Annotated in this window: 22 protein-coding genes and 1 pseudogene; 10 read left to right on the top strand and 13 right to left on the bottom strand. The window is 38.9% G+C overall.

The window, feature by feature from the left end; genetic code table 11:
• Positions 1-3: 3 nt before the first annotated feature.
• The 4 genes from Aru01_RS11895 to Aru01_RS11880 form a co-directional block, all read right to left on the bottom strand.
• Entirely contained in the window at positions 4-1,044 is a 1,041-nt protein-coding gene (locus Aru01_RS11895; RefSeq protein ID WP_016656804.1) for an AlbA family DNA-binding domain-containing protein, read from the bottom strand.
• Between the two features lie 187 nt (positions 1,045-1,231).
• Positions 1,232-1,885 carry an oxygen-insensitive NAD(P)H nitroreductase gene (gene nfsB / locus Aru01_RS11890; protein ID WP_016656803.1) on the bottom strand — a complete coding sequence of 218 codons (654 nt, stop codon included), beginning with the start codon at positions 1,883-1,885 and terminating at the stop codon, positions 1,232-1,234.
• A gap of 100 nt (positions 1,886-1,985) precedes the next feature.
• Entirely contained in the window at positions 1,986-2,702 is a 717-nt protein-coding gene (locus tag Aru01_RS11885) for a UDP-2,3-diacylglucosamine diphosphatase (protein ID WP_016656802.1), read from the bottom strand.
• 18 nt (positions 2,703-2,720) lie between these two features.
• A complete protein-coding gene (locus Aru01_RS11880) occupies positions 2,721-3,230 on the bottom strand; it encodes a peptidylprolyl isomerase (protein WP_016656801.1) in 510 nt (169 codons plus the stop codon).
• A 160-nt stretch (positions 3,231-3,390) separates the two neighbouring features.
• On the opposite strand from Aru01_RS11880, the gene Aru01_RS11875 reads away from it, so the two are divergent.
• Positions 3,391-5,112 (top strand): glutamine--tRNA ligase/YqeY domain fusion protein, encoded by a 1,722-nt coding sequence (locus Aru01_RS11875; RefSeq protein WP_016656800.1) that lies wholly within the window; start codon positions 3,391-3,393, stop codon positions 5,110-5,112.
• Positions 5,113-5,187: 75 nt separating this feature from the next.
• On the opposite strand, the gene ruvC is transcribed toward Aru01_RS11875, so the two are convergent.
• Positions 5,188-5,733 (bottom strand): crossover junction endodeoxyribonuclease RuvC, encoded by a 546-nt coding sequence (ruvC, locus tag Aru01_RS11870; RefSeq protein ID WP_016656799.1) that lies wholly within the window; start codon positions 5,731-5,733, stop codon positions 5,188-5,190.
• A gap of 256 nt (positions 5,734-5,989) precedes the next feature.
• On the opposite strand from ruvC, the gene Aru01_RS11865 reads away from it, so the two are divergent.
• The 4 genes from Aru01_RS11865 to Aru01_RS11850 all read left to right on the top strand — a co-directional run bounded on the left by Aru01_RS11865 (position 5,990) and on the right by Aru01_RS11850 (position 8,002).
• Positions 5,990-6,481, top strand: a complete 492-nt coding sequence (locus tag Aru01_RS11865) for a MarR family winged helix-turn-helix transcriptional regulator (RefSeq protein WP_016656798.1) — start codon at positions 5,990-5,992, stop codon at positions 6,479-6,481.
• Positions 6,482-6,483: 2 nt separating this feature from the next.
• Positions 6,484-6,825 carry a DUF6616 family protein gene (locus Aru01_RS11860; RefSeq protein WP_016656797.1) on the top strand — a complete coding sequence of 114 codons (342 nt, stop codon included), beginning with the start codon at positions 6,484-6,486 and terminating at the stop codon, positions 6,823-6,825.
• 269 nt (positions 6,826-7,094) lie between these two features.
• Positions 7,095-7,667: an FxsA family protein gene (locus tag Aru01_RS11855; RefSeq protein WP_016656796.1), complete on the top strand. Its 573-nt coding sequence runs from the start codon at positions 7,095-7,097 to the stop codon at positions 7,665-7,667.
• A 122-nt stretch (positions 7,668-7,789) separates the two neighbouring features.
• Positions 7,790-8,002 (top strand): LysE family transporter, encoded by a 213-nt coding sequence (locus tag Aru01_RS11850; protein WP_051145787.1) that lies wholly within the window; start codon positions 7,790-7,792, stop codon positions 8,000-8,002.
• Positions 8,003-8,273: 271 nt separating this feature from the next.
• On the opposite strand, the gene Aru01_RS11845 is transcribed toward Aru01_RS11850, so the two are convergent.
• On the bottom strand, positions 8,274-8,459 hold the full coding sequence (locus tag Aru01_RS11845; RefSeq protein WP_016656795.1) for a hypothetical protein: 186 nt from the start codon (positions 8,457-8,459) through the stop codon (positions 8,274-8,276).
• Between the two features lie 332 nt (positions 8,460-8,791).
• On the opposite strand from Aru01_RS11845, the gene Aru01_RS11840 reads away from it, so the two are divergent.
• Entirely contained in the window at positions 8,792-9,037 is a 246-nt protein-coding gene (locus Aru01_RS11840; RefSeq protein ID WP_016656794.1) for a hypothetical protein, read from the top strand.
• An 85-nt stretch (positions 9,038-9,122) separates the two neighbouring features.
• Here the strand turns inward: Aru01_RS11840 and metK are convergent, their stop codons facing one another.
• The 4 genes from metK to Aru01_RS11820 form a co-directional block, all read right to left on the bottom strand.
• Entirely contained in the window at positions 9,123-10,289 is a 1,167-nt protein-coding gene (gene metK / locus Aru01_RS11835) for a methionine adenosyltransferase (RefSeq protein WP_016656793.1), read from the bottom strand.
• Positions 10,290-10,497: 208 nt separating this feature from the next.
• Positions 10,498-10,737 (bottom strand): hypothetical protein, encoded by a 240-nt coding sequence (locus Aru01_RS11830; RefSeq protein ID WP_040331238.1) that lies wholly within the window; start codon positions 10,735-10,737, stop codon positions 10,498-10,500.
• A 229-nt stretch (positions 10,738-10,966) separates the two neighbouring features.
• Positions 10,967-12,055: a tRNA (uridine(54)-C5)-methyltransferase TrmA gene (gene trmA / locus Aru01_RS11825; RefSeq protein ID WP_016656791.1), complete on the bottom strand. Its 1,089-nt coding sequence runs from the start codon at positions 12,053-12,055 to the stop codon at positions 10,967-10,969.
• 76 nt (positions 12,056-12,131) lie between these two features.
• Entirely contained in the window at positions 12,132-13,052 is a 921-nt protein-coding gene (locus Aru01_RS11820) for a LysR substrate-binding domain-containing protein (protein WP_016656790.1), read from the bottom strand.
• Positions 13,053-13,371: 319 nt separating this feature from the next.
• Between Aru01_RS11820 and Aru01_RS11815 the strand changes: the two genes are divergently transcribed.
• Positions 13,372-13,707, top strand: a complete 336-nt coding sequence (locus tag Aru01_RS11815; RefSeq protein ID WP_016656789.1) for a hypothetical protein — start codon at positions 13,372-13,374, stop codon at positions 13,705-13,707.
• 59 nt (positions 13,708-13,766) lie between these two features.
• On the opposite strand, the gene Aru01_RS11810 is transcribed toward Aru01_RS11815, so the two are convergent.
• Entirely contained in the window at positions 13,767-14,696 is a 930-nt protein-coding gene (locus Aru01_RS11810; RefSeq protein WP_016656788.1) for a LysR substrate-binding domain-containing protein, read from the bottom strand.
• A gap of 172 nt (positions 14,697-14,868) precedes the next feature.
• Here Aru01_RS11810 and Aru01_RS11805 point away from each other — a divergent pair, with 172 nt between their 5' ends.
• From Aru01_RS11805 to Aru01_RS11795, 3 genes are all read left to right on the top strand, one after another.
• The gene (locus Aru01_RS11805; RefSeq protein ID WP_016656787.1) at positions 14,869-16,062 is read left to right on the top strand and encodes an acyl-CoA dehydrogenase; all 1,194 of its coding nucleotides are present in this window, start codon (positions 14,869-14,871) and stop codon (positions 16,060-16,062) included.
• A gap of 216 nt (positions 16,063-16,278) precedes the next feature.
• Entirely contained in the window at positions 16,279-17,592 is a 1,314-nt protein-coding gene (locus Aru01_RS11800) for an MFS transporter (protein ID WP_016656786.1), read from the top strand.
• 50 nt (positions 17,593-17,642) lie between these two features.
• Positions 17,643-18,878 (top strand): CaiB/BaiF CoA transferase family protein, encoded by a 1,236-nt coding sequence (locus tag Aru01_RS11795; RefSeq protein ID WP_016656785.1) that lies wholly within the window; start codon positions 17,643-17,645, stop codon positions 18,876-18,878.
• A gap of 49 nt (positions 18,879-18,927) precedes the next feature.
• Here the strand turns inward: Aru01_RS11795 and ppk1 are convergent, their stop codons facing one another.
• Both ppk1 and Aru01_RS11785 read right to left on the bottom strand, forming a co-directional pair.
• Positions 18,928-21,006 carry a polyphosphate kinase 1 gene (ppk1, locus tag Aru01_RS11790; protein WP_040331237.1) on the bottom strand — a complete coding sequence of 693 codons (2,079 nt, stop codon included), beginning with the start codon at positions 21,004-21,006 and terminating at the stop codon, positions 18,928-18,930.
• Positions 21,007-21,199: 193 nt separating this feature from the next.
• Positions 21,200-21,562 (bottom strand): annotated as a pseudogene (locus Aru01_RS11785) (RNA-guided endonuclease TnpB family protein); the annotation flags it as partial.
• Positions 21,563-21,819: the final 257 nt, after the last annotated feature.

Here is a 21,819-nt window from a genome sequence, read left to right as displayed (position 1 = left end):
GAATTAACAGTAAAACTCTTCCTGAAAACAGGCAATGAGCTCAGGTGGAACACGGATTGTTTGACCATTGTTTCGCATATATAGATCGCCCTTATAATAAACAGGGCGATCTGATTTATTGCATTTAAATACCAGTATAGTTTTACCTTCAATTCGAATGTCTTCTAAAGTGGTATAAATATTTGAGCGTTTTTGACTTTCATGTGAAAGTTTATCGAGTAGGCCTCTTTTCATCAGGTCTAACGAACCTTGAAAATGTTCATGGAGTTCTTGTTCAATCCCCACAATACTTTGATCATCAGCTACGCCTATAAACACATAACCTTTGCGAGTATTCATAAAAGCAAAGCATGCTTTGATCCAGCTATCTGATTTTTTATGACTAAGTAAGTCTGTTGTACGCTGTTTAAATTCAATCTGATTATTTTCACTTTGATCGATTAGACTAAGATATTTTTCTGCCAAGCTTTGTTGCTGATATTGAGAGAGGGTCTGCTGAATTTTAGCGAGGGAACGATAGGCGGATGCCATTTCTAAGTTGTCTATATCTTGCCAACGATAAAGTATTTTTGTTTTATGCTGGATTGCGATTTTAGGATCGTGTAGAAATTCAATACTGTGTTGTAACGACTCATGGATTTCATGATAAATACCATGTGAAGAATTTGGCACTGCGATTTTTTGATAAAGGCTGTAGATATTATCGATTTTCTTTTGGATGTCTAGGTTATCTTGATAAAAACATAAGTATTTGAACTCATTTAATATTTGTTCATAGGGTCGATGAAAAGAAGCTGGAAATAATTCTTTAGTCGGAATTTTGATATATTTTTCGATGCGTTGATAATAATAACTTAAAGTCGGATATTCATTACTGTGATAGAGATTAATTTCAGCACGAACCATTAAATCGATTGTTGCATAAGCTTGAAAAAATAATAGTGTTTGTATTTCTTTATATTTAAGCGGTTGATGCTGCCAATGCATCTCAAGATACTCATTAAATATCTTAAATTTATTTGCGATATAGTGGTTTAGGTCCATAAGTCATACCTAAATACAAACCATCAAAGATGGTGTCCAATTTTTTATAAGCAGGATAGCACTGATTTAAGTATTCTTTATGACAGTCATTCGATCTATATTGTAAGTAAAATTGGATGTGTAAATGTGCGGTTCAAAGGGTTATACCTATGCAAGTCTAGGGCTCGCATAGGTAAGCGCTGTTGATTTATAGTACGCTAATAATTTTATCTTGATCGAGTCGTGACTTAGGTAATGGTGCGTTAAAGTCTTCATCGCTGCGATAGCCTAAAGCAACCAGAACACTAGGTTTCAGACCTTGTTCGCTGAGTTTGAGTTCTTGGTTCAGTATTTCTGCATTAAACCCACCAATCGGGGTAGCATCAATTCCTTGTAGGGCAGCAGCAAAGAGCAGTTGACCAAGTGCAATAAAGGTTTGATTTTCAGTCCAACGGGAGAGATCACCCTGTTGTTGTCGATAGTAATCGACATAGAATGTTCTACTATTCATTTGATTTTGCTGAACTTGTTGGTCCTTGAAACGACCATCTTGTGCTTCTTGCGTGATGATATTAGATAAATGCTCTGGGTCGATATCTGTTTTGCTACAAAACACAATGGTATGTGAAGCATTGAGAACCTTTGCTGCATTATAGGCATAATCACCAACTAGAGCTGTTGCGATCCGTTCTTTTGCAGGTGCTGTATCTGCTACAAAAAAATGCCAAGGCTGAATATTAATAGATGAAGGGGTGAGTTTTAATACCTCAAGGAGTTGATCAAATTGCGATTGTGCAATGACTTTACTCGCATCATAGGCCTTCGTGGTATAACGTTGCTGTAGTACTTTAAGTAAATCCATAACTCATTTTATAAATGACCAATAAAGTCTGATTATAGTCAATTTAGCTAAGTTGTATCGTTTGCAAAAGCATTTTTTTAATGTAGATAGGTAGTGGCTTTTAGAACATAAAGTGATGCATGACCCACTCACCTTGTTCATTGATTTCAAGAATTTCTGCACTTTGTGTAGATATCCGCCAATCACCTAGAACAATTCGGAATTTTTGCTCGATGTGGTGAATCATCGGGCGATGTGTATGACCATGAATTAAGATATCACAGCTGCTGAGTGCTTGTTGTACTGCATCTTGATTCACATCCATGATTTCAGCCATTTTATGCTGCTGAGCCGTCTTGCTTTGCTGGCGCAAATTGTTGGCCAGTTTTTTACGAAAGCTTAATGGCGTTTTACGCAGTAAGGTGAGTACTACAGGATTACGAATAATTTTTTTAAAGCGCTGATACGAGCGGTCATCAGTACACAGTGCATCACCATGTTCTAAACGAAAACGTATACCATTTAGGGTTAAATAGGCGACTTCTGGCAGGAGTTCGGCATTAAATTGTTGTAAAAATTTAGTACCTAAAACAAAGTCACGATTTCCAGCTTGGAAATAGATGTGATTACCACGTGCATGGAATTGCTGTAGGGCAGTGACAATGGGTTTAATCCACTCTTCATCGTTGTCATCGCCAAGCCAAGCATTAAACCAATCTCCTAAAATATAGAGATGGGTATTGCGATCAGCGTAGTCTACAAGCAAATCTAAAAACCCCCGAATTAATCGAGGGTAATTTTCAGATAAGTGCAGATCTGATATAAACAGATAAGTCACTAAAAATCCAAATAAAAATTATTCTGAGATGATTTTAGCAGATTCAATGACAATATTCTCTAAAGGTACATCTGCATGGTAACCGCGGTTACCTGTACGTACACCTTTGATCGCTTCTACAACATCCATACCTTCAGCGACTTTACCAAATACAGCATAACCCCAACCTTGCGCAGTTTTACCTGAGTGGTTAAGAAAAGCATTGTTGCTTACGTTGATAAAGAACTGTGCAGATGCAGAGTGAGGAGCTTGTGTACGAGCCATCGCGATTGTACCGATGTCATTGCTTAAGCCATTGTCTGCTTCGTTTTCAATAGAGTCACGTGTAGTTTTCTCTTTGAAGTTTTCATCCATGCCACCGCCTTGTACCATAAAACCATCGATAACACGGTGGAAAATTACGCCATCATAAAAACCATCACGAACGTATTCTAGAAAGTTAGCCACAGTAATTGGTGCTTTTTCTGAATTGAGTTCAAGAACGATACGTCCTTTGTTGGTATTTAATTCGACTTGAGGAAAACTCATTCTATAATCTCCTAAACATAGCGAAATGCCATGGGTTTTTCGGTTGTGAGAAGCATAAGCAAACTGTAAACTACAAGGCAAGCAAAAACGTTATTTTCTTTGTTAAAATGTCTAAATAATGTTTTTATCTATTTTTTTTTCAATAAGTGATTAAGTAATTATGAAGCCAAATGCTGTTGTTTCAGATTTGCCAATGAACCCGACATCCACATCTACACCTGTCGATGCTCAGCAGCAAGAACAACAGGGTGGTTTGGATTTTATTCGTCAGGTGATTACCGATGATTTAAACGTAGGTAAGCATCAGTCGATCATTACCCGTTTTCCACCAGAACCAAATGGCTATTTACATATAGGTCATGTTAAAGCTATTTGCCTAAACTTTGGTATTGCACAAGAGTTTAGTGGCAAATGTAATCTTCGCTTTGATGACACTAACCCAGATGCTGAAGAACAAGAATATGTTGACGGTATTGCGACAGATGTAAAATGGCTAGGTTTTAACTGGGAAGGTGAGCCTTTATATGCATCAAGCTATTTTGATCAATTGCATGCTTGGGCAGTCCAACTGATCAAACAAGGTGATGCTTATGTTGATCTACAGACACCTGAACAAATCAAGTTAAATCGTGGTTCTTTTGTTGAAGCTGGAACCAATTCACCTTATCGCGATACAAGTGTTGAAGAAAACTTGGCGCGTTTTGAACAAATGAATAATGGTGAATTAGCTGAAGGTGCTGCAGTACTACGCGCTAAAATTGATATGGCTGCAGCAAACGTACATATGCGTGATCCGATTATGTATCGTGTATTGCATTCCGAGCATCATCAAACAGGTGATAAATGGAAAATGTACCCAATGTACGATTATGCACATCCATTGTCAGATGCGATTGAGGGGATTACTCACTCTTTGTGTACGCTTGAATTCCAAGACCACCGTCCTTTATATGACTGGTTCGTGGAAAAAGTGAAGGCACCAGCAGTACCGCATCAGTATGAGTCGAGCCGTTTAAATATTGATTACACCATCACTTCGAAACGTAAATTACGTCGTTTAGTTGAAGGTGGTTATGTCAATGGTTGGGACGATCCACGTATGCCTACGGTTGTGGGTATGCGTCGCCGTGGCTTTACACCAGAAGGCTTGCGTGATTTCTGTAAGCGTGTCGGTGTATCGAAAACTGATGGTATTGTTGATGTTGCAATGCTTGAGTTCTCTATTCGTCAATCATTGGAGAACGCAGCTGCGCGTGGTATGGCTGTGTTGAATCCATTAAAAGTGACTTTGACGAATTTACCTGAAGCACTCGAATTGAAACATGCACGCCATCCAAACGTAGATATGGGTGAACGTGTTATTCCATTGACTCAAGAGATTTATATCGATCGTAAAGACTTTGAGGAAGTACCACCTAAAGGCTTCAAACGTTTGACTACAGATGGTGAAGTTCGTTTACGTCATGCATATGTAATTAAGTGTGATGAAGTGATTAAAGATGCTACGGGTGAAATTATTGAGTTGAAATGCTCAATTGATCCTGAAACTTTAGGTAAAAATCCAGAAGGTCGTAAGGTTAAAGGTGTTATTCACTGGGTATCTGCAACTAAAGGTGTAGCAGCTGAAGTTCGTGTTTATGATCGTTTATTTACAGAATCAAACCCTGAAACTGGTGATGACTTCTTAGCGAATTTAAATCCAGAATCACTCAAAATTGTACAGGCTGTTGTCGAGCCATCATTGGCACAAGCACAAGCAGAAGATCGTTTCCAATTTGAACGTGAAGGCTACTTTGTTGCAGATCGTTATGATCATTGCACAGATAAACCTGTATTTAACCGCATTTTAGACTTAAGAGACAGCTTTAAACCGGGTAAGTAATCTGGTTTAGCTAAAAAAAACTCAGTTCATATTGAACTGAGTTTTTTTAATATTTAGTTTAGCAATTTGGGCTGATCAGCGACGTCGACTACTATAGCGACTACGGCCACGAGCCATACCACCTAAGGCATTGAGTACAGCCATTTTGCTCATACTTCCAGAAGCATGTGCATGACATATTGCAGCAGCAAGTGCATCCGCTGCATCGGCCTGAGGGCAAATGCTTAAATTAAGCAGTTTCATCACCATCATCTGTACTTGTTCTTTGTCTGCAGCACCATAACCTACAACAGATTGTTTAATTTGACGTGCAGTATATTCAGCAACTTGTAGATCAAGATTGACAAGGGCCGCAATTGCAGCACCTCGCGCTTGACCAAGTTTAAGCGCTGAATCTGGATTTTGAGCCATAAAGACCTGCTCTACAGCAGCTTCAACAGGACCGTGAAAACGCACAATGCGATCAACACCAGCAAAAATACGTTTAAGTCGTTCAGGCATGGCAGTTGTTTCTGTTTTGATCGTGCCTGCATCAACAAAACGCAGCTTTTGTCCATCTTTCTCAATAATGCCGTAACCCGTCATGCGTGAACCAGGGTCAATGCCAATAATTAAACTCATAATTGCTTAAAATCATTTATCTTGTTGCTATTGTTACATATTGAGTTATCACAGGGGGAAATAATTGTAATTATGCAAGTGCAATCTAGTGTGATTGGCAGTGTATTGGTCTAGAAGGTAATATAAATTTAAGTCGATCTTCTTTAGTAATCGTCCCATGTTTTTTTTAAGTGATTCAAATTGGATATCTTTAGGCGTTGACAAAGAAACTGAATATTATTATGGTTAGGTAGCTTACTATATTGTGACTAATCAAATGTATCTTAATCAAAAATATAAGGCACTTTTAAAAGAGGCGCATAAACGTAATTTGCCTGATCTGGAAGGTATTCAATTATGTTTTAAGACACTTTCGTTGGCTTCGCATATAGACCGAGATTGTGCAAATCAGCTTGCTGTTTTTAACCTATCTGAGGGTCGATTTATACTCTTATTTTTATTGGATGCAGCAGGAGGGGGAGTCGCACCCAAAGTTTTAGCAGAGCAAGCGGGTATCTCTCGAGCAACAGTAACTGGACTCTTAGATGGCTTGGCTCGTGACGCATTAATAGAACGTCAGGCGAGTACTGAAGATAGGCGCTCTTTGAATGTTCAACTGACCGCTAAAGGTAAGTTGATCGCTCAACAGGTTTTTGAAAAACATAGTCTTTGGATCTCAGGTCTATTTAGTCATTTATCTTTGGATGAACGGCAACAGTTATCTAATTTACTTGAAAAAATTTCTAGCAATCTTACCCATCAGGAATAATTATGAATCACTATTTGATCGAACTATATACACCAAATGCAGCTTGGAAAGGTTTAGCTATTGAGGAGCGAAAAAAATATTTAAATGAAGTGGGTACTGCAATGAGTGGGCTATATGAGGCAGGGGTAAAAGCATTGACACTTTCACCCTTAAGCCCTGATGTTGATCAAACAAGTGAACATCAATTCTTGGCAGTTTGGTCTTTTCCAGACCAAGATACTTGTGATGCATTACTTGCTGGGATCAAAGCCAGTAGATGGTACAATTATTTTGACCATGTTAATGCTGCTGGAAAAGAAACAGGATTTTTAGAGCATTTGGATACACTCACTACGATCAAATGATCTGGGTAAAGCGGGATTTGTTTATATGGTCGGGGATTTTAGATGACTCTGTACAAAACTGGCTTTGCACATTTTATGAGTGTTTACATGCGTAAATGCGAATTATTTGAACTTTTTTATTCCCAGCCCTTGATTTTTACTAGATGTGCTAAAATATAGAGTATATAAAATTGAAACATTTCTTGATGTGTACAAAACTGTGTACATTAAATTAAAACGATGTAGATATTTTTGATTTATAGCTATACTTATCAAGAGGTTAAGTAGATTTGAAATTATTCCCGATTGTATTAATTGCGCTGATTGCTGAAATTGCTGTATGGATTGGCGTTGCTCAATTTATCAGTGGTTGGTATGTGTTTTTCTGGTTCATAATCGCATTTTTCATTGGCTTAAATATGATGCGTGGTAGCGCTGCTGCGATCATGCCACAAATGCAGCAGATGAAAATGACTGGCCAAATGAATGGTGATATTGCAGCAAATGGCAACATTTCAAAATTAATTGCTGGCTTCTTACTGATGATTCCCGGCTTGATCAGTGATGTATTGGCATTATTACTGTTGATCCCAGCTGTACAGCGCTTATTCCGTAATCTGTTCATGCGCATGATTGCTCGACGTCAGCAAGCCATGATGGAAAAAATGATGGGGGGTATGATGGGTAATATGGGTGGGGGTGCAGCAGGGCAGAATCCATTTGAAGACCTCATGCGTCAAATGCAGAATCAACAACAAGGCGGTGGTCGTTATCAAGATTCTAATGTGATTGACGGTGAGGCACATGAGGTTGAGCCTGATCGTAAACAAATTAGTATGAAAGATGTCAATCCGAAACAATAAAGTTTGATTGTACGAAAAAGAGCTGAATATGAATCAGCTCTTTTTTTTGGCGAGGCCAATGATCCAATTACAAGCTTTCATAACAATCTAGAGTTTATAACAGTTTTAAAGTTGCAGCAGGTATGAGTGTTGGAATTGTGCTCTGGGTCTGTTTGACCCTCTTGGGTTTTAGTGTATTAATCCAGCAATGGCCATGGATTCAACAATTGATTATGTTGTGTGATGGGATATTCTTAGCAAGAATGGGCTATGCCGTGTCTAGAGAGGGTTGGTTGATCTTTCGTCAGAGTAAATTAGACCAGCAAAAGTCGTACTTCTGCAAAAAATACCTTTGATGATGTAAAACAACTAAAACACAAACTCAATATTTTCTTTTGCGTTTATACACTAACTTAACCAATCCTAAGACATTCATTTATTTTAGTAGCGTGTTTTCCTTGGCTTTGAGTTCAAGTGCCAATCCTAATTTAGAGTTACAGTTGGCAGTGATTATACCGACACAAACTTTTGTCACCTTTAGCTAGTTAACTTGGATTTTGTCACGAGAGCCGATTAAAGCTCAAATATCAAGCCATGAGTCAGTATATTGACATGGTTTCAGGTGGATTATTTTTGTGTTTTGCTCTCATCCTCTGGCTCGATATGTTGCGTATGGGGTGGTAATACTGGTGATTCAACATGGGGCTGATATTGATTCTGTGGAATAAGCGTCGTTTGTTGATTTTCTGAGTTTTGGTATTTTTTATGGCGATTGGCACGTTCTCTAAAACCACCTTTACGAATGAGCTGCATGATAAAATTCCAAATAAGTACTGAAAATAGTGATAAGTGTGTATTTTAACAAATATCTTGTTTTTTTCTTTAAAAAATGAATTACTAGGGACAAATAAAAGGCCTTATTGGACTGCTCATCATGCTGTATCGTATCGGTGATTGGTATTGGCACAGGAAAGAATTTAGATCACTGAAAGTAGATATTTTCTAGTAATATATTGTTAATGTTTAGTAAGTAGTATTGGGTGAATTAGACAAAACTATGTATGCTTTACTAAGGAAATAGAAATTTTGTTGATCTATTTATCAATCAGGGATGATTTAAACAGTGAAATAGGAGGATACCTATTATGCTTTACCGCTATCGTTATCATTGTGCATGCTGCAATCACATTGTGGGCAGCGATACTAAAGAATGTCCAGAATGTGGTTCACATCATATTCGGAGTCCCATTAGTTTGTGGGTGTTCTGTGTGGTCGCCTGTTTAGTTGTGGTCTTGCTATTTTCACTGGTACGCTTTTATGTTCAAGTCACCCATGATACAAGTGATATTCCAATGTCAAAATCAATTTTTGAAGTGATTAAGAAAAATTAAAGGTTTTCAAACCAAAATCTTACAGATCAAGAGCAAGATGACAAAAAAAGAAGCTCAATATTGAGCTTCTTTTTTATGAGAAAAATTACATATTTGCTGAGGCTTTAAGCGCTTCTGCTTTATCTGTTTTCTCCCAAGTGAAGGCGTGATCATTACCTTCACGGCCAAAGTGACCATAAGCAGCAGTTTGTTTATACATTGGTTGTAAAAGATCTAACATGCGGGTGATACCGTATGGACGTAGATCGAAGTGTTCACGAACCAACTGTACGATTAACTCATCAGAGATTTTCCCTGTGTTAAACGTATTAATTGAAATCGAAGTAGGTTCAGCGACACCAATCGCATAAGAAACTTGAATTTCACATTTGTCAGCAAGGCCTGCTGCAACAATGTTTTTAGCAACATAACGACCAGCATAAGCCGCTGAGCGGTCAACTTTGGATGGGTCTTTACCAGAGAAAGCACCACCACCATGACGTGCCATACCACCATAAGTATCAACGATAATTTTACGACCCGTTAAACCACAGTCACCAACAGGGCCACCAATCACAAATAAACCTGTAGGGTTGATATGGAACTTAGTTGCACTATGGAACATTTCAGCTGGAATAATTGGCTTGATAATTTCTTCAATAATCGCTTCTTTTAGTGCTGCCTGACTAATTTCAGGATCGTGTTGAGTTGACAACACCACTGCATCTAAGCGAACTGGTTTACCATTTTCATAAGCAAAAGTAACCTGACTTTTTGCATCTGGACGTAACCAAGCCAAGCGACCATTGCGACGCAATTCAGCTTGTTTTTCCATTAAACGGTGTGCATAAGAAATTGGGGCAGGCATTAATACATCGGTTTCACGACTTGCGTAACCAAACATTAAGCCTTGGTCGCCTGCACCTTGATCTTCAGGTTTCTGACGATCAACCCCTTGAGCAATTTCAGGGGATTGTTTGCCAATCATATTAATGACTGCACATGTTGAACCATCGAAGCCCAAATCTGTATGGTGATATCCGATACCATTGACGGTTTGACGAACAACATGTTCAAAATCAACATTTGCTGTGGTCGAAATCTCACCAGCAAGCACGACTGCACCTGTTTTTACTAACGTTTCACAAGCCACTCGAGCATATGGGTCTTCTTTTAAGATTGCATCCAAGATTGCATCGCTGATTTGGTCAGCCATTTTATCAGGATGACCTTCGCTAACAGATTCCGAAGTAAAAACGGCATACTCGCGCATGAAAGTCCTATTACAGTTTACTTATAAAGACGCAATATGTTACATCGAGAACAAGATTAGGACTAGCTCAACCTCACTAAAATACATGAATTAATTTCAATTGTATGTTTTTATTGCAGTTATATAGATTAAAAAAAAGACAAAACAGTGTTTACATTTTTTTGATTATAAAAAAAATGGCATTGTCATAGTGCAATGCCATTTTTGCTTAATTAACTCTAGTCGAGGAATTCGCTTCGATCAAGGCGTCTAATTCTTTTCGAGTGTAACCACGCGACATTAAGACCTTAGTTTTTCCTTGACGGATCTCAGGATCTTGTTCCTGTAATAATGAAGCAATAAGTTGTTCATTCGACGTACATGCACAGTCACTCTCAACACAAGCTACTTGATTACGTAGCTCATTTTTTTGTTGATCAGATCGCAACAAATTTTGCCAAAAACTCATAAAGCCTTCTTTTAAACCTAAGATAGTACGGACTATAGCCAATCTAAAATAAATTACAAGCATTTGAAAGGGCAGAATGGGGCTATTGAAATCAGCTTTTTTCGATTATAAATTCAATCTTAAACGATATTATGCAACAAAAATGCAAAGTAAATTCTATAAAAATATAATTATCAATATGTTAATAAGACCACTAATAAGTGGTCTTATTTTGTAAGTTCATGCTTGCTTACACTTTCTCAAGTAACACACCGCACTCTACATGATGTGTGAACGGGAATTGGTCAAAAAGAGCGAAACGCTGAATTGCATGACTTTTTGTTAGTTGTGTCAAATTATCATGTAAGGTATCAGGATTACACGAGATATAGATGATGCGTTTGAAGTTTTGCATTAAGGCTAAGGTTTGCTCATCGATACCCGCACGCGGTGGATCAACAAAGATGGTATCGAAGTCATAGGCTTGAATATCAATTCCAGCTTCTTGTAAACGTCTAAACTCGCGTTCTGCCCGATAAGCTTGTGTGAATTCTTCTGCAGAAAGACGCGCAATTTTAATGTTGTCGATTTGATTATGTTCAATATTCCACTGTGCAGCATATACCGATGATTTGGCTAACTCAGTAGCAAGTACACTGCGGTAGTGTTTAGATAAAGGTAGGGTAAAATTACCATTACCACAGTACAGTTCCAGTAGGTCTTGTTCAGACTGTCCAGCGACCTGACAAGCCCAATCCAACATTTTTTCACAAACGCGGGCATTGGGTTGGGTAAAGCTATTTTCAAATTGTTTATAGGTATATTGTTGATCTTCAACTTGAAGAGTTTCAAGAATATATTCATCGCTAAATACAAACTTTTGTTTGCGACTACGACCGATTAACTTAATGTTGAAATCTAGGGCTAGTTGTTTGGCTGCCGCTTCCCAGTCTGCATCGAGTTGACGATGATAAATAATCGTTACTAACATTTCACCTTTTAAGCTACACAGAAAGTGAATCTCAAATAAGCGTTTACTCAGTAGAGGATTCGCTTTCATTGCAGCCAAAAGCTTAGGCATCAATTGATTAATGGCTTGATCCGCAATAGGGAACTCATCAATACGAATCACTTTTTTATGTTGATCTTCACCTGATCGATTAAACATGGCATAAAACATGTCATCTTCAGTATGCCAAATACGAAACTCTGCGCGCATACGAAAATTTTCTGCAGTTGAATCGAAGAGTTCAAGCTCAGGAGTTTGAAACGTAGCAAATTGTTTTTGGATACGTTCAACTTTGGCATTTAACTGTTGCTGATAGGCGTGAGTGGTCATATATCTCGTATTAATTAGGCTATAGCGAAAATTGCCGAGAATCTTAACAAAATTTTTTGCTTAATGCTTGTGTGATCTAGTCTGTGTATCGTGATTCGTTGTTCTGACCCAGACATTCGACTAAATAATCAATAAACACTCGAACTGCGGGAAGTACACCACGGCGAGACGGATAAACTGCATGGAACACCCCATGTGGCGCTTTCCAGTCTGGAAGTACACGCACAATTTGTCCACTCTTGACGTAATTACAGGCAATGGTGTCAGGTAATAGTGCTATACCACAATCTTGGCTTACAAGTTGCGCCAACATATTAAGATCTGAACCCATAATGATTGGATTAACTTTGATTTTGGCTTGCTGTTGTTGATTGTTATACAACATCAATGTTTGATCGAGATGATCAGCAACCATACTGAGAAGACGATGGCCGACTAAATCATCTGGGTGTTTAGGTGTATCGTATTGGTTAAGATATGCTTGGCTTGCAAATAAATGCTGTTCAATCTTTTGGAACTGACGAATAACTAGACTTGGGTCCTCATCCAAGTTTGAACGGACACGTAGTGCGACATCGATTCCTTCATGAATAATATCAAAGCGATGATTACTCACAAATAATTGGACTTTAATTTCAGGATAGCGTTTTAGAAATTCAGGTAAGATTTTAGTGATTTCATTTTGTGCAATCGTCACAGGTAAACTTACTTTAATTAGACCGCGGGGTTGTACGCTTAGATGGTCTACTAAATCATGTGCTGCTTGAGCAGCATTAATCATGACTTGGGCATGTTGATAGATGGTCATGCCAATATCAGTTACTGCAAAATGTCGAGAACTACGTTGAATCAACCTTACACCTAGATTTTCTTCGAGTTGGCTGACTCGGCGACTGAGCTTGGATTTAGGGATGTCTGTAATACGTTCGGCAGCACTAAAACCGCCATGTTCTACAACCATCGCAAAACAATAAAAATCATCCAAATCAGGCAACATAGTTATTTCATCATCTCTTCATTTATAAGAGCATTTTTTAAATAAATTAAGTCATGTTGTCAAATAAGTAATTGATTGAATCTTGTAAGGAAAAGCTTAAGTACACTGATATAGCGTGATGAGATTGATTTTTTAAAGTTGATTGAGAATAGATATGAGCTTTTATTGGGGGCTGTGGAAGCTGAAGTTCATTTACATATAAGCTGTAATGATGGGGTTGAGAGGGTTTAATGCTGATACTTATATTTAGAGCTGCTCAAATGGGTTTTTAATTTTGAGCAAACTCTATTAAACTAAACTTTATTTTGTGCGTTAAACTATGCCATTTCAATTACTACAAGTCGATCACTCTCAAAACAATCTACATTGTCCTTATTGTAAAAACACCGTGATTGACAGTACGGCAGAAGAGTATATTCAGCCTTGTGCACATACGCTATTTGTGGCTATGGATTTGAGTTTTGAATATGTAAGTGACACTTTTGAGGCATCACTTGGCCGCAGTGTTGATGACATTCATGCTCATGATGATCAATTGAATATTTTTCAAGAGATAAGTCAGTCTAATTATCCTGAATTCGTGATCTATCAGATGGATTTGGGTATACATGAACTATCCCGTTATATTGGCTTCTCAGCTCAAGCGGTTGCCTAACTGAAATAATTATCCCAACTTAATTGATTAAGCAGCTTAGGTCATTCAGCATTGTTTTATTAACGTGTTTGCTGTACTAACCAAGCTGCAAATTTATCAATTAGCGGACTGGGTTGTTGCTCAGAATAAACAAAATAATATGCCCGAGCACCTAAAAGCTTTTGTGTAGATGCAATAACCAGATCACCGGATGCGAGTTCACGTTGTAACAGGTTTTCCGGAATAAGTGCTAAGCCTAGATGGTGAGTTGCGGCCACTGCGAGCATCGAAAACAATTCGTGTCGTTGCCCCTCTAAAGCTCCAGGATGATGATATCCCGCTAAATTAAACCATTCTCGCCAAATTTGTGGCCGTGTAGTTTGCTGTAATAGGGGCAAACTGGCCATTTGTTCGGCTGATAGATTAATCTGGCCTGTTTTGAGTGGAGACTGTAAATCAGGTAAATATTTTGCAATTAGTTGGGGTGAACATACGGCAACTAAATCTTCAGGCATTAGTAATTGTGACTTAATACCTGGCCAATGTTGAATTTGTTGGGCAGTTCCTGTGTAGATGGCAGCATCAAGTAAATTTTCACTAAATAAAAAAGGTTTAGTGCTTGTGGTTAGGTGGATGGTGATTTCTGGATGTAAGGCATTGAACTCCTGTAGTCGTGGTAATAACCAGCGCGTAGCAAAAGTGGGGACAACGCCTAATCTGAGTGTGCCACCTAGACCTTTATGAGTCATTACATCTTGGGTGCTTTGTTCCAATCCAGAGAGCAATGTTCTGATATTTTTATAATAATGTTCACCTGCAGCGGTGAGTTCAACCCCATAACGTGAGCGTTGAAACAACTCTAAACCGAGTTGTTGTTCAAGTTGTTTAATCTGACGTGATACAGCACTTTGAGTCAAAAATAATTCTTGTGCGGCATGGGTATAGCTAAGATGTTTTGCAGCGGACTCAAAACAAAGTAGGGCTTGTAACGACGGAATCATTCTACGCATAACAAGGTTTCTCCATTTCCTTAGCCCCAATATGATGATCTATTGACCTCACTAGGTATGCGTAAAACGCATAACTGAATGTCATTTAATTGTTTGCTTCAACTCTCAAAGCATCCTAGCATGAGTGTATTGAAACTGTTTATTACTCTATGCAAAGGAAGCAATAAATCAAATGACTACACATTTTAATTGGCAAGATCCATTACTACTTGAGCAGCAGTTGACTGAAGAAGAACGTATGATTCGGGATACGGCTTACGCATATAGTCAAAAGCATCTACAAACACGGGTACTAGAGCAATTTCGTCATGAAAAGACAGATATACGTATTTTTCGTGAAATGGGAGAGTTAGGGCTTTTAGGTCCAACGATTGCTGAACAGTATGGTGGTGCGGGGTTAAACTATGTGAGTTATGGCCTTATTGCACGTGAAATTGAGCGAGTGGATTCTGGTTATCGTTCAATGGCGAGCGTACAAAGCTCTTTAGTTATGGTGCCAATTGAAAGCTTTGGTACAGAACAACAAAAACAAAAGTATTTGCCGAAACTTGCAACAGGAGAATATATCGGGTGCTTTGGTTTAACTGAGCCTGATCATGGTTCTGATCCCGGAAGTATGATCAGTCGCGCGAAGAAAGTTGCTGGGGGATATCGCTTAACAGGAAGCAAAATGTGGATTACCAATAGTCCGATTGCTGACGTATTTGTGGTGTGGGCCAAAGAAGTTTCTGAACAGGGTGCTGTAGGCGCGATTCGTGGCTTCATTTTAGAAAAAGATTGGGAAGGATTATCTGCGCCAGCGATTCATGGCAAGGTGGGGCTACGTGCTTCAATCACAGGTGAAATCGTCATGGATAATGTCTTTGTTCCTGAAGAAAATGCTTTTCCTGAGGTTAGAGGCCTAAAAGGGCCATTTACATGTCTAAATAGTGCACGTTATGGCATTGCTTGGGGCGCTATGGGTGCAGCAGAGTATTGTTGGCATACTGCTCGTCAATACACTTTAGATCGTAAACAGTTTGGCCGTCCACTTGCTGCAAATCAGTTAATTCAAAAGAAACTGGCCGATATGCAAACTGAAATTGCGCTTGGAATACAGGCTGCACTACAGTTTGGTCGTATGAAAGATGCAGGTATTGCCTCTGTAGAGGGGACATCTTTAATTAAGCGAAATAACTGTGGTAAAGCGTTAGATATTGCACGCTTAGCACGTGATATGTTGGGTGGAAACGGTATCAGTGATGAGTTCGGTGTAGCTCGTCATTTGGTCAACCTCGAAGTTGTGAATACTTATGAAGGTACGCACGATGTGCATGCCTTAATCTTAGGCCGTGCTCAAACAGGCATTGCTGCATTTTGTAATTAATCCAATTTAAATTTAATGATTCAGATGCCCATTCGTGGGCATCATGGGATTCTTTTGTCTAAAAAATGAAAAGCTTAACGATTCATTGATGAAATGACTCGGCTTTACATCAATGACTTGTTGTTAAACGGCAAGGATAGAAAAAAAGAAATTGAATACATTGATGTATCGCTCATTTCACGATGACTCATTTGGGAAAATGAGGTGAATGGATAAATGAACAAAGACGTTCGAAATAATAGCGGAACATTGCAAGTTAAGTTACCAAGCAATATTGGAACTTATGAAAGAATCGGGCCAAGTACATGGAAGTGGGCACTGTTGTTTGCTTACTTTGCTATGGTTGTGGATGGCGTAGATATTATGTTGTTGTCCTACAGTCTTACAAGTCTTAAGGCAGAGTTTGGATTATCGACTTTTCAGGCGGGGGCACTAGGGAGTGCTTCGCTTGCAGGTATGGGAATTGGGGGAATATTGGGTGGTTGGGCTTGTGACCGTTTTGGGCGAGTTAAAACAATTGCAAACTCAGTAACTTTCTTTTCGATAGCAACTTGTATTCTGGGTTTTACGCAAAGTTTTGAGCAATTTATGGCGCTACGGTTTATTGGGGCATTAGGCATTGGCGCGTTATATATGGCATGTAATACCTTAATGGCAGAATATGTACCTACAAAATATCGTACAACAGTTTTAGGGACTTTGCAGACGGGGCAAACGGTAGGCTATATCGTAGCAACACTCTTAGCTGGTGCAATTATTCCAGAACATGGCTGGCGTGTACTTTTCTTTATTACTGTTATACCTGCATTTATTAATATCTTTTTACAGCGCTTTGTACCAGAGCCTAAGTCTTGGCAACTGACTAAAATTGATCAGATTCATGGTCATCATCCTGAAGAAGTGGTGAAGCAGAAGCCGAAAAGCGCAAGTATTTACAAGCAGATCTTTGCTAACCTGAAACATCGGAAAATGTTTTTACTGTGGATGACGACAGCATTTTTCCTACAGTTTGGTTATTACGGTATTAACAACTGGATGCCGAGTTATCTAGAAACGGAAGTACATATGAACTTCAAAAATATGACCAGTTATATGGTGGGTTCATATACTGCAATGATTTTAGGTAAGATTTTGGCAGGATTTTTGGCTGATAAGTTTAATCGTCGTAGCGTATTTGTTTTTGGAACGATTGCGAGTGCGATTTTCTTACCGGTGATTATTTTCTTTAATACCCCAGATAATATTTTATATTTACTGATTACATTCGGCTTTTTGTACGGTATTCCTTATGGCGTAAATGCAACATATATGGCAGAAACATTCTCGACTGATGTGCGTGGGACAGCGATTGGTGGAGCGTATAACATTGGCCGTGTTGGGGCTGCAATTGCACCAGCAACAATAGGTTGGTTGGCTTCTGGTGGAACTTTTGCTATGGCGTTTATTGTTATGGGGGCAGCGTATTTCATTGCGGGTGTTTTACCCGGTCTATTCATCAAGGATCGACAATACGATCCACAGAAACAGTAATCTTTGTGGGAAATGAATAAGCATTTTCCAGTGATATAAAAGGAAAACAAATGAGTGCACTACAAGGTATACGGGTTTTGGATTTAAGTCGGGTGCTTGCTGGACCATGGTGTAGTCAGATTTTGGCTGACCTTGGTGCTGAAGTGATTAAAGTTGAACGCCCTCAAGTTGGGGATGATACACGCACATGGGGGCCGCCATGGATGCCTAATATGGCTGGTGAAAGTAGCGGGGAGTCAGCATATTACCAGTCTACTAACCGCAATAAATCCTCAGTAGCGATCAATATTAGTACAAGCCAAGGACAAGCATTACTGCATAAATTAGTTAAAGATGCAGATGTGCTTATTGAAAACTATAAAGTTGGTTCATTAAAGAAGTACCACTTAGACTACGATAGTCTCAGCAAAATTAATCCAAGATTAGTATATTGTTCAATTACGGGTTATGGCCAAAATGGCCCACGCGCATCTGAACCTGGTTATGACTTTGTATTACAAGGTTTGTCGGGGTTGATGAGTATTACTGGTGAAGCTGAACGTTTAGGGGGAGAGGCACAAAAAGTTGGGGTTGCTGTAACGGATATTCAAACAGGTTTATATGCAACTGTTGCGATTCAAGCAGCACTGTGGGCAAGACAACAAAGTCAACGTGGTCAATATATTGATATTGCACTTTTTGATGTACAGTTGGCAGCTTTAGCAAATCAAAGCATGAACTATTTGACTACAGGTATAGCACCACAAAGGATGGGGAATAAGCATCCGAATATAGTGCCATATCAAACTTTTACTGCAAAAGATAAACAATTTATTATTGCTTGCGGTAACGATGGTCAGTTTGCAGCATTATGTCATGCGATTGGTTTGGAAGAACTCGCACAGCATCCTGATTATGTGCGTAATCAGGATCGTGTTAAACATCGAGAGCAATTAATTTCTCTGCTTACAACGCATTTTTTACAACATGATGCCCAATATTGGGTAAAGGCAATTCATGCGGTTAAAGTACCTGTTGGCTTAGTCAATAATATTGCAGAAGCACTATGTGATCCGCAAGTAACACATCGTGATATGCTGGTAGACATTCCCCACCCGTTAAATCCAGAATTCAAAATGCTGGGTTCACCAATGAAACTTTCAGAGACGCCCGTTGAATATCATTGTGCCCCACCACGATTAGGGCAGGATACCAAAGCTGTTCTGGCGCAGTATTGTGATGATCAGGAACTGCGACAGCTTCGACGTGATGGTGTAATTGGCCTACTTGAAGATGACCAATGCTGAGATAAAATCAACCCGCCCCAACTTATGCAGCGGGTTGATTTGATTGGGCTTAAGCAGTGGGTTTAATATTACGTTCATCCATTAAATATTGCTGAGCGATAAATGGTGTTTCATTTTCAGTGGCTTGGACTGGATGCCACTGATCATGCTGGTCCAGTTCCCAAGCACGTACGTTGTCTTTGAGATAGTTGAGTAAGCCTTGCTCAATAATTTGCTTACGTAACTTTTTATCCTCAATTGGGAAGCAGGTTTCAACACGAGAAAATAAATTACGTCCCATCCAGTCAGCACTTGAGCAATAAAGCTTTGCTTCACCATCATGTAAAAAATAATAAACACGAGTATGTTCAAGAAAGCGCCCAACGATAGAACGTACGCGTATATTTTCTGAAAGTCCTGTTACTTGTGGACGTAAGCAACAAATTGAACGAATAATCAAATCGATTTTAACGCCAGCTTGTGAGGCTTTATAAAGCGCAGCAATCAGTAGGGGTTCTGTTAGTGCGTTAACTTTAATAATGATATGCGTTGGTTTGCCTGCTTTAGCAAATTCAATTTCTTGCTCGATCAATTGCATTAGTTGTGCGTGTAAGGTAAATGGTGCGTGGAATAGTTTTTTTAATTTTGCCATACGACCCATACCTGTCAGTTCTTGGAAGATTTTATGTACATCTTCACAAATGTCGACATCAGTCGTGAGTAAGCCATAATCGGTATACATTTTGGCATTGCCAGCATGATAATTCCCTGTGCCTAAGTGGACATAACGTTTAAGTTTGTCATGTTCACGACGTACCACTAAAATCATTTTTGCATGGGTTTTATAACCAACAATACCGTATACCACAACAGCACCAGCTTCTTGCAAAATATTCGCAACTGAAATGTTGGATTCTTCATCAAAGCGTGCACGTAATTCAATAATTGCTGTTACTTCTTTACCATTACGTGCAGCCTCTGCAAGTACCTGAACGATTTCTGAATCTGGGCCACTGCGATATAAAGTCTGCTTAATCGCAAGAACATTTGGATCTTTGGCAGCTTCTCGAAGAAGTTGAATAACAGGAGCAAATGAGTCAAATGGATGATGTAATAAAAAGTCGCGCTTAGATAATACATCGAAAATTTGATGCGTTTGACGTAACGCTTTGGGAATAATTGGTTGATACGGTTTAAAACGTAATTCGGCAATATCAAAGTTGGCCAAGAAGCGTGTGAGATTAACAGGGCCATCAACACAGTATAAATGCTGTGGATCGAGGTCAAACTGTTCAAGTAAATATTGGTGTAACTTTTCAGGAGTGTTTTTAGCAACCTCAAGACGTACTGCACGCCCAAAACGACGAGAAGATAACTCACCTTTTAACGCGACAGCTAGATCATCTACATCTTCAGCAACAGTTAAGTCAGCGTTACGTGTTACACGAAATTGATAGCAGCCCGTTGCTGTCATCCCTGGGAATAAATCACTGATGTGCTGTTGGATAATTGCCGAAAGTAAAATGTAATGCTCTTGACCACCGCTCAGTTCATTCGGTAAACGGACTACACGGGGTAATGAGCGTGGTGCAGGTACAATCGCCAGTTCAATTTGTCGGCCAAAAGCATCTTTGCCCGATAGTGTCACGATAAAGTTGAGGCTTTTATTGGCAAGGCGAGGAAATGGGTGCGAAGGATCTAGGCTAATCGGGGTAACGACAGGTTGTACTTGACTAAAAAAGTATTCTTTAATCCAAGCCTTATGTTTTTCTAAAATATCTGCATATTGGATGAAGCGGATACCATAGTGTTGTAGTTGGGGTAAAAGCGTGTAATTAAGAATTTGATATTGTTCTTCGACCGCTTGATGAGCGAGCTCTGATATTTTTTCGATCACCACTTCATTAGGAATGGCATCGGGTGCGGTCGTAATTAAGTTTAAATCCATTTGTTTCATTAGACCTGCTACACGAATTTCAAAAAATTCGTCGAGGTTTCTGGAAAAAATAATTAAAAAGTTTAACCGCTCTAAAATTGGATGATTTGGATCTTTGGCTTGTGCCAACACGCGTTTGTGAAACTCAAATAGAGACAGTTCACGATTGGTATAAGTCATGGAGCTGTGTTGGAACTCATTGTTCATAAACATAATCTTCGCAGAATGAGGAGCTACTGATATAAAATGTCTGCATACTAAGTGGGGTGTATTACAAATTTGTTACACCGCGACAAAACAATACATCAATATAAGTAGATGAAGTTGACATCCTCACCCCTAAACGGGGGTGATTCCTATTGCTAGACGCTTATGTCCTGAGAAACACTGTTACCGTGTATTTTTATAGTCCATAGCTATCCCATACTTTAAATTGAAACTTGCCATATTGAACAGCCCCATCAGTGCATTGAATTGCAGCCTTTTTAAAGGGTATCCATCCAAGTGAACGTCTAGCCGACTTCTTATTACTCACATGCCACTTAAGCTTTTCTTTTTTAAATTGCTTTTTGCGTGTGACCAATTCCTCTGTAATCGCTTGAATTGTTTGACTATGCAAATTAAAGAGTTTTGATGTACCCGTAGTATATTCATTTACATCATAGGCGCTAAAAAACTGCCCTGGCCGTTTAAGATATTTGAAACACAAGTCATTGACATAGTTCCAGACAAAATTCACCACTATGAACGGTGAAATTTTACGCTCCATTGGATAAAGTATCAATATAGCGCAAGTTTAATAAATTATAGCTATAGATATAAGTATAAAGAATTAGATCAAAAGCTCATGTTAACCTGAATGTTGTTGCATATATGAACAATAAACCGCTTTTTTACGCTATTTGGTTTAAAAAACAAACGACCGATATAATAATTTGAAATTAGGGGTTGCGCTTGATTTAAAACTCTATAGAATACGCTGCATCCCGACGAGATACGGACAACGAACTTAGTTCAAAGGGCTAA

Source organism: Acinetobacter rudis, from assembly GCF_000829675.1.
Classification (GTDB): Bacteria; Pseudomonadota; Gammaproteobacteria; order Pseudomonadales; family Moraxellaceae; genus Acinetobacter; species Acinetobacter rudis.
The sequence above is the reverse complement of the archived record's forward strand: the minus strand, read 5'-3'. Positions and strand labels throughout refer to the sequence as shown.

Excerpts from the sequence above, each read along its gene's own strand:
- Aru01_RS11895 (WP_016656804.1), bottom strand. The coding sequence starts at position 1,044 with ATGGACCTAAACCACTATATCGCAAATAAATTTAAGATATTTAATGAG.
- nfsB (WP_016656803.1), bottom strand. The coding sequence starts at position 1,885 with ATGGATTTACTTAAAGTACTACAGCAACGTTATACCACGAAGGCCTAT.
- Aru01_RS11880 (WP_016656801.1), bottom strand. The coding sequence starts at position 3,230 with ATGAGTTTTCCTCAAGTCGAATTAAATACCAACAAAGGACGTATCGTT.
- Aru01_RS11875 (WP_016656800.1), top strand. The coding sequence starts at position 3,391 with ATGAAGCCAAATGCTGTTGTTTCAGATTTGCCAATGAACCCGACATCC.
- ruvC (WP_016656799.1), bottom strand. The coding sequence starts at position 5,733 with ATGAGTTTAATTATTGGCATTGACCCTGGTTCACGCATGACGGGTTAC.
- Aru01_RS11865 (WP_016656798.1), top strand. The coding sequence starts at position 5,990 with ATGTATCTTAATCAAAAATATAAGGCACTTTTAAAAGAGGCGCATAAA.
- Aru01_RS11860 (WP_016656797.1), top strand. The coding sequence starts at position 6,484 with ATGAATCACTATTTGATCGAACTATATACACCAAATGCAGCTTGGAAA.
- Aru01_RS11850 (WP_051145787.1), top strand. The coding sequence starts at position 7,790 with ATGAGTGTTGGAATTGTGCTCTGGGTCTGTTTGACCCTCTTGGGTTTT.
- Aru01_RS11845 (WP_016656795.1), bottom strand. The coding sequence starts at position 8,459 with ATGCAGCTCATTCGTAAAGGTGGTTTTAGAGAACGTGCCAATCGCCAT.
- Aru01_RS11840 (WP_016656794.1), top strand. The coding sequence starts at position 8,792 with ATGCTTTACCGCTATCGTTATCATTGTGCATGCTGCAATCACATTGTG.
- metK (WP_016656793.1), bottom strand. The coding sequence starts at position 10,289 with ATGCGCGAGTATGCCGTTTTTACTTCGGAATCTGTTAGCGAAGGTCAT.
- Aru01_RS11830 (WP_040331238.1), bottom strand. The coding sequence starts at position 10,737 with ATGAGTTTTTGGCAAAATTTGTTGCGATCTGATCAACAAAAAAATGAG.
- trmA (WP_016656791.1), bottom strand. The coding sequence starts at position 12,055 with ATGACCACTCACGCCTATCAGCAACAGTTAAATGCCAAAGTTGAACGT.
- Aru01_RS11820 (WP_016656790.1), bottom strand. The coding sequence starts at position 13,052 with ATGTTGCCTGATTTGGATGATTTTTATTGTTTTGCGATGGTTGTAGAA.
- Aru01_RS11815 (WP_016656789.1), top strand. The coding sequence starts at position 13,372 with ATGCCATTTCAATTACTACAAGTCGATCACTCTCAAAACAATCTACAT.
- Aru01_RS11810 (WP_016656788.1), bottom strand. The coding sequence starts at position 14,696 with ATGCGTAGAATGATTCCGTCGTTACAAGCCCTACTTTGTTTTGAGTCC.
- Aru01_RS11805 (WP_016656787.1), top strand. The coding sequence starts at position 14,869 with ATGACTACACATTTTAATTGGCAAGATCCATTACTACTTGAGCAGCAG.
- Aru01_RS11800 (WP_016656786.1), top strand. The coding sequence starts at position 16,279 with ATGAACAAAGACGTTCGAAATAATAGCGGAACATTGCAAGTTAAGTTA.
- Aru01_RS11795 (WP_016656785.1), top strand. The coding sequence starts at position 17,643 with ATGAGTGCACTACAAGGTATACGGGTTTTGGATTTAAGTCGGGTGCTT.
- ppk1 (WP_040331237.1), bottom strand. The coding sequence starts at position 21,006 with ATGTTTATGAACAATGAGTTCCAACACAGCTCCATGACTTATACCAAT.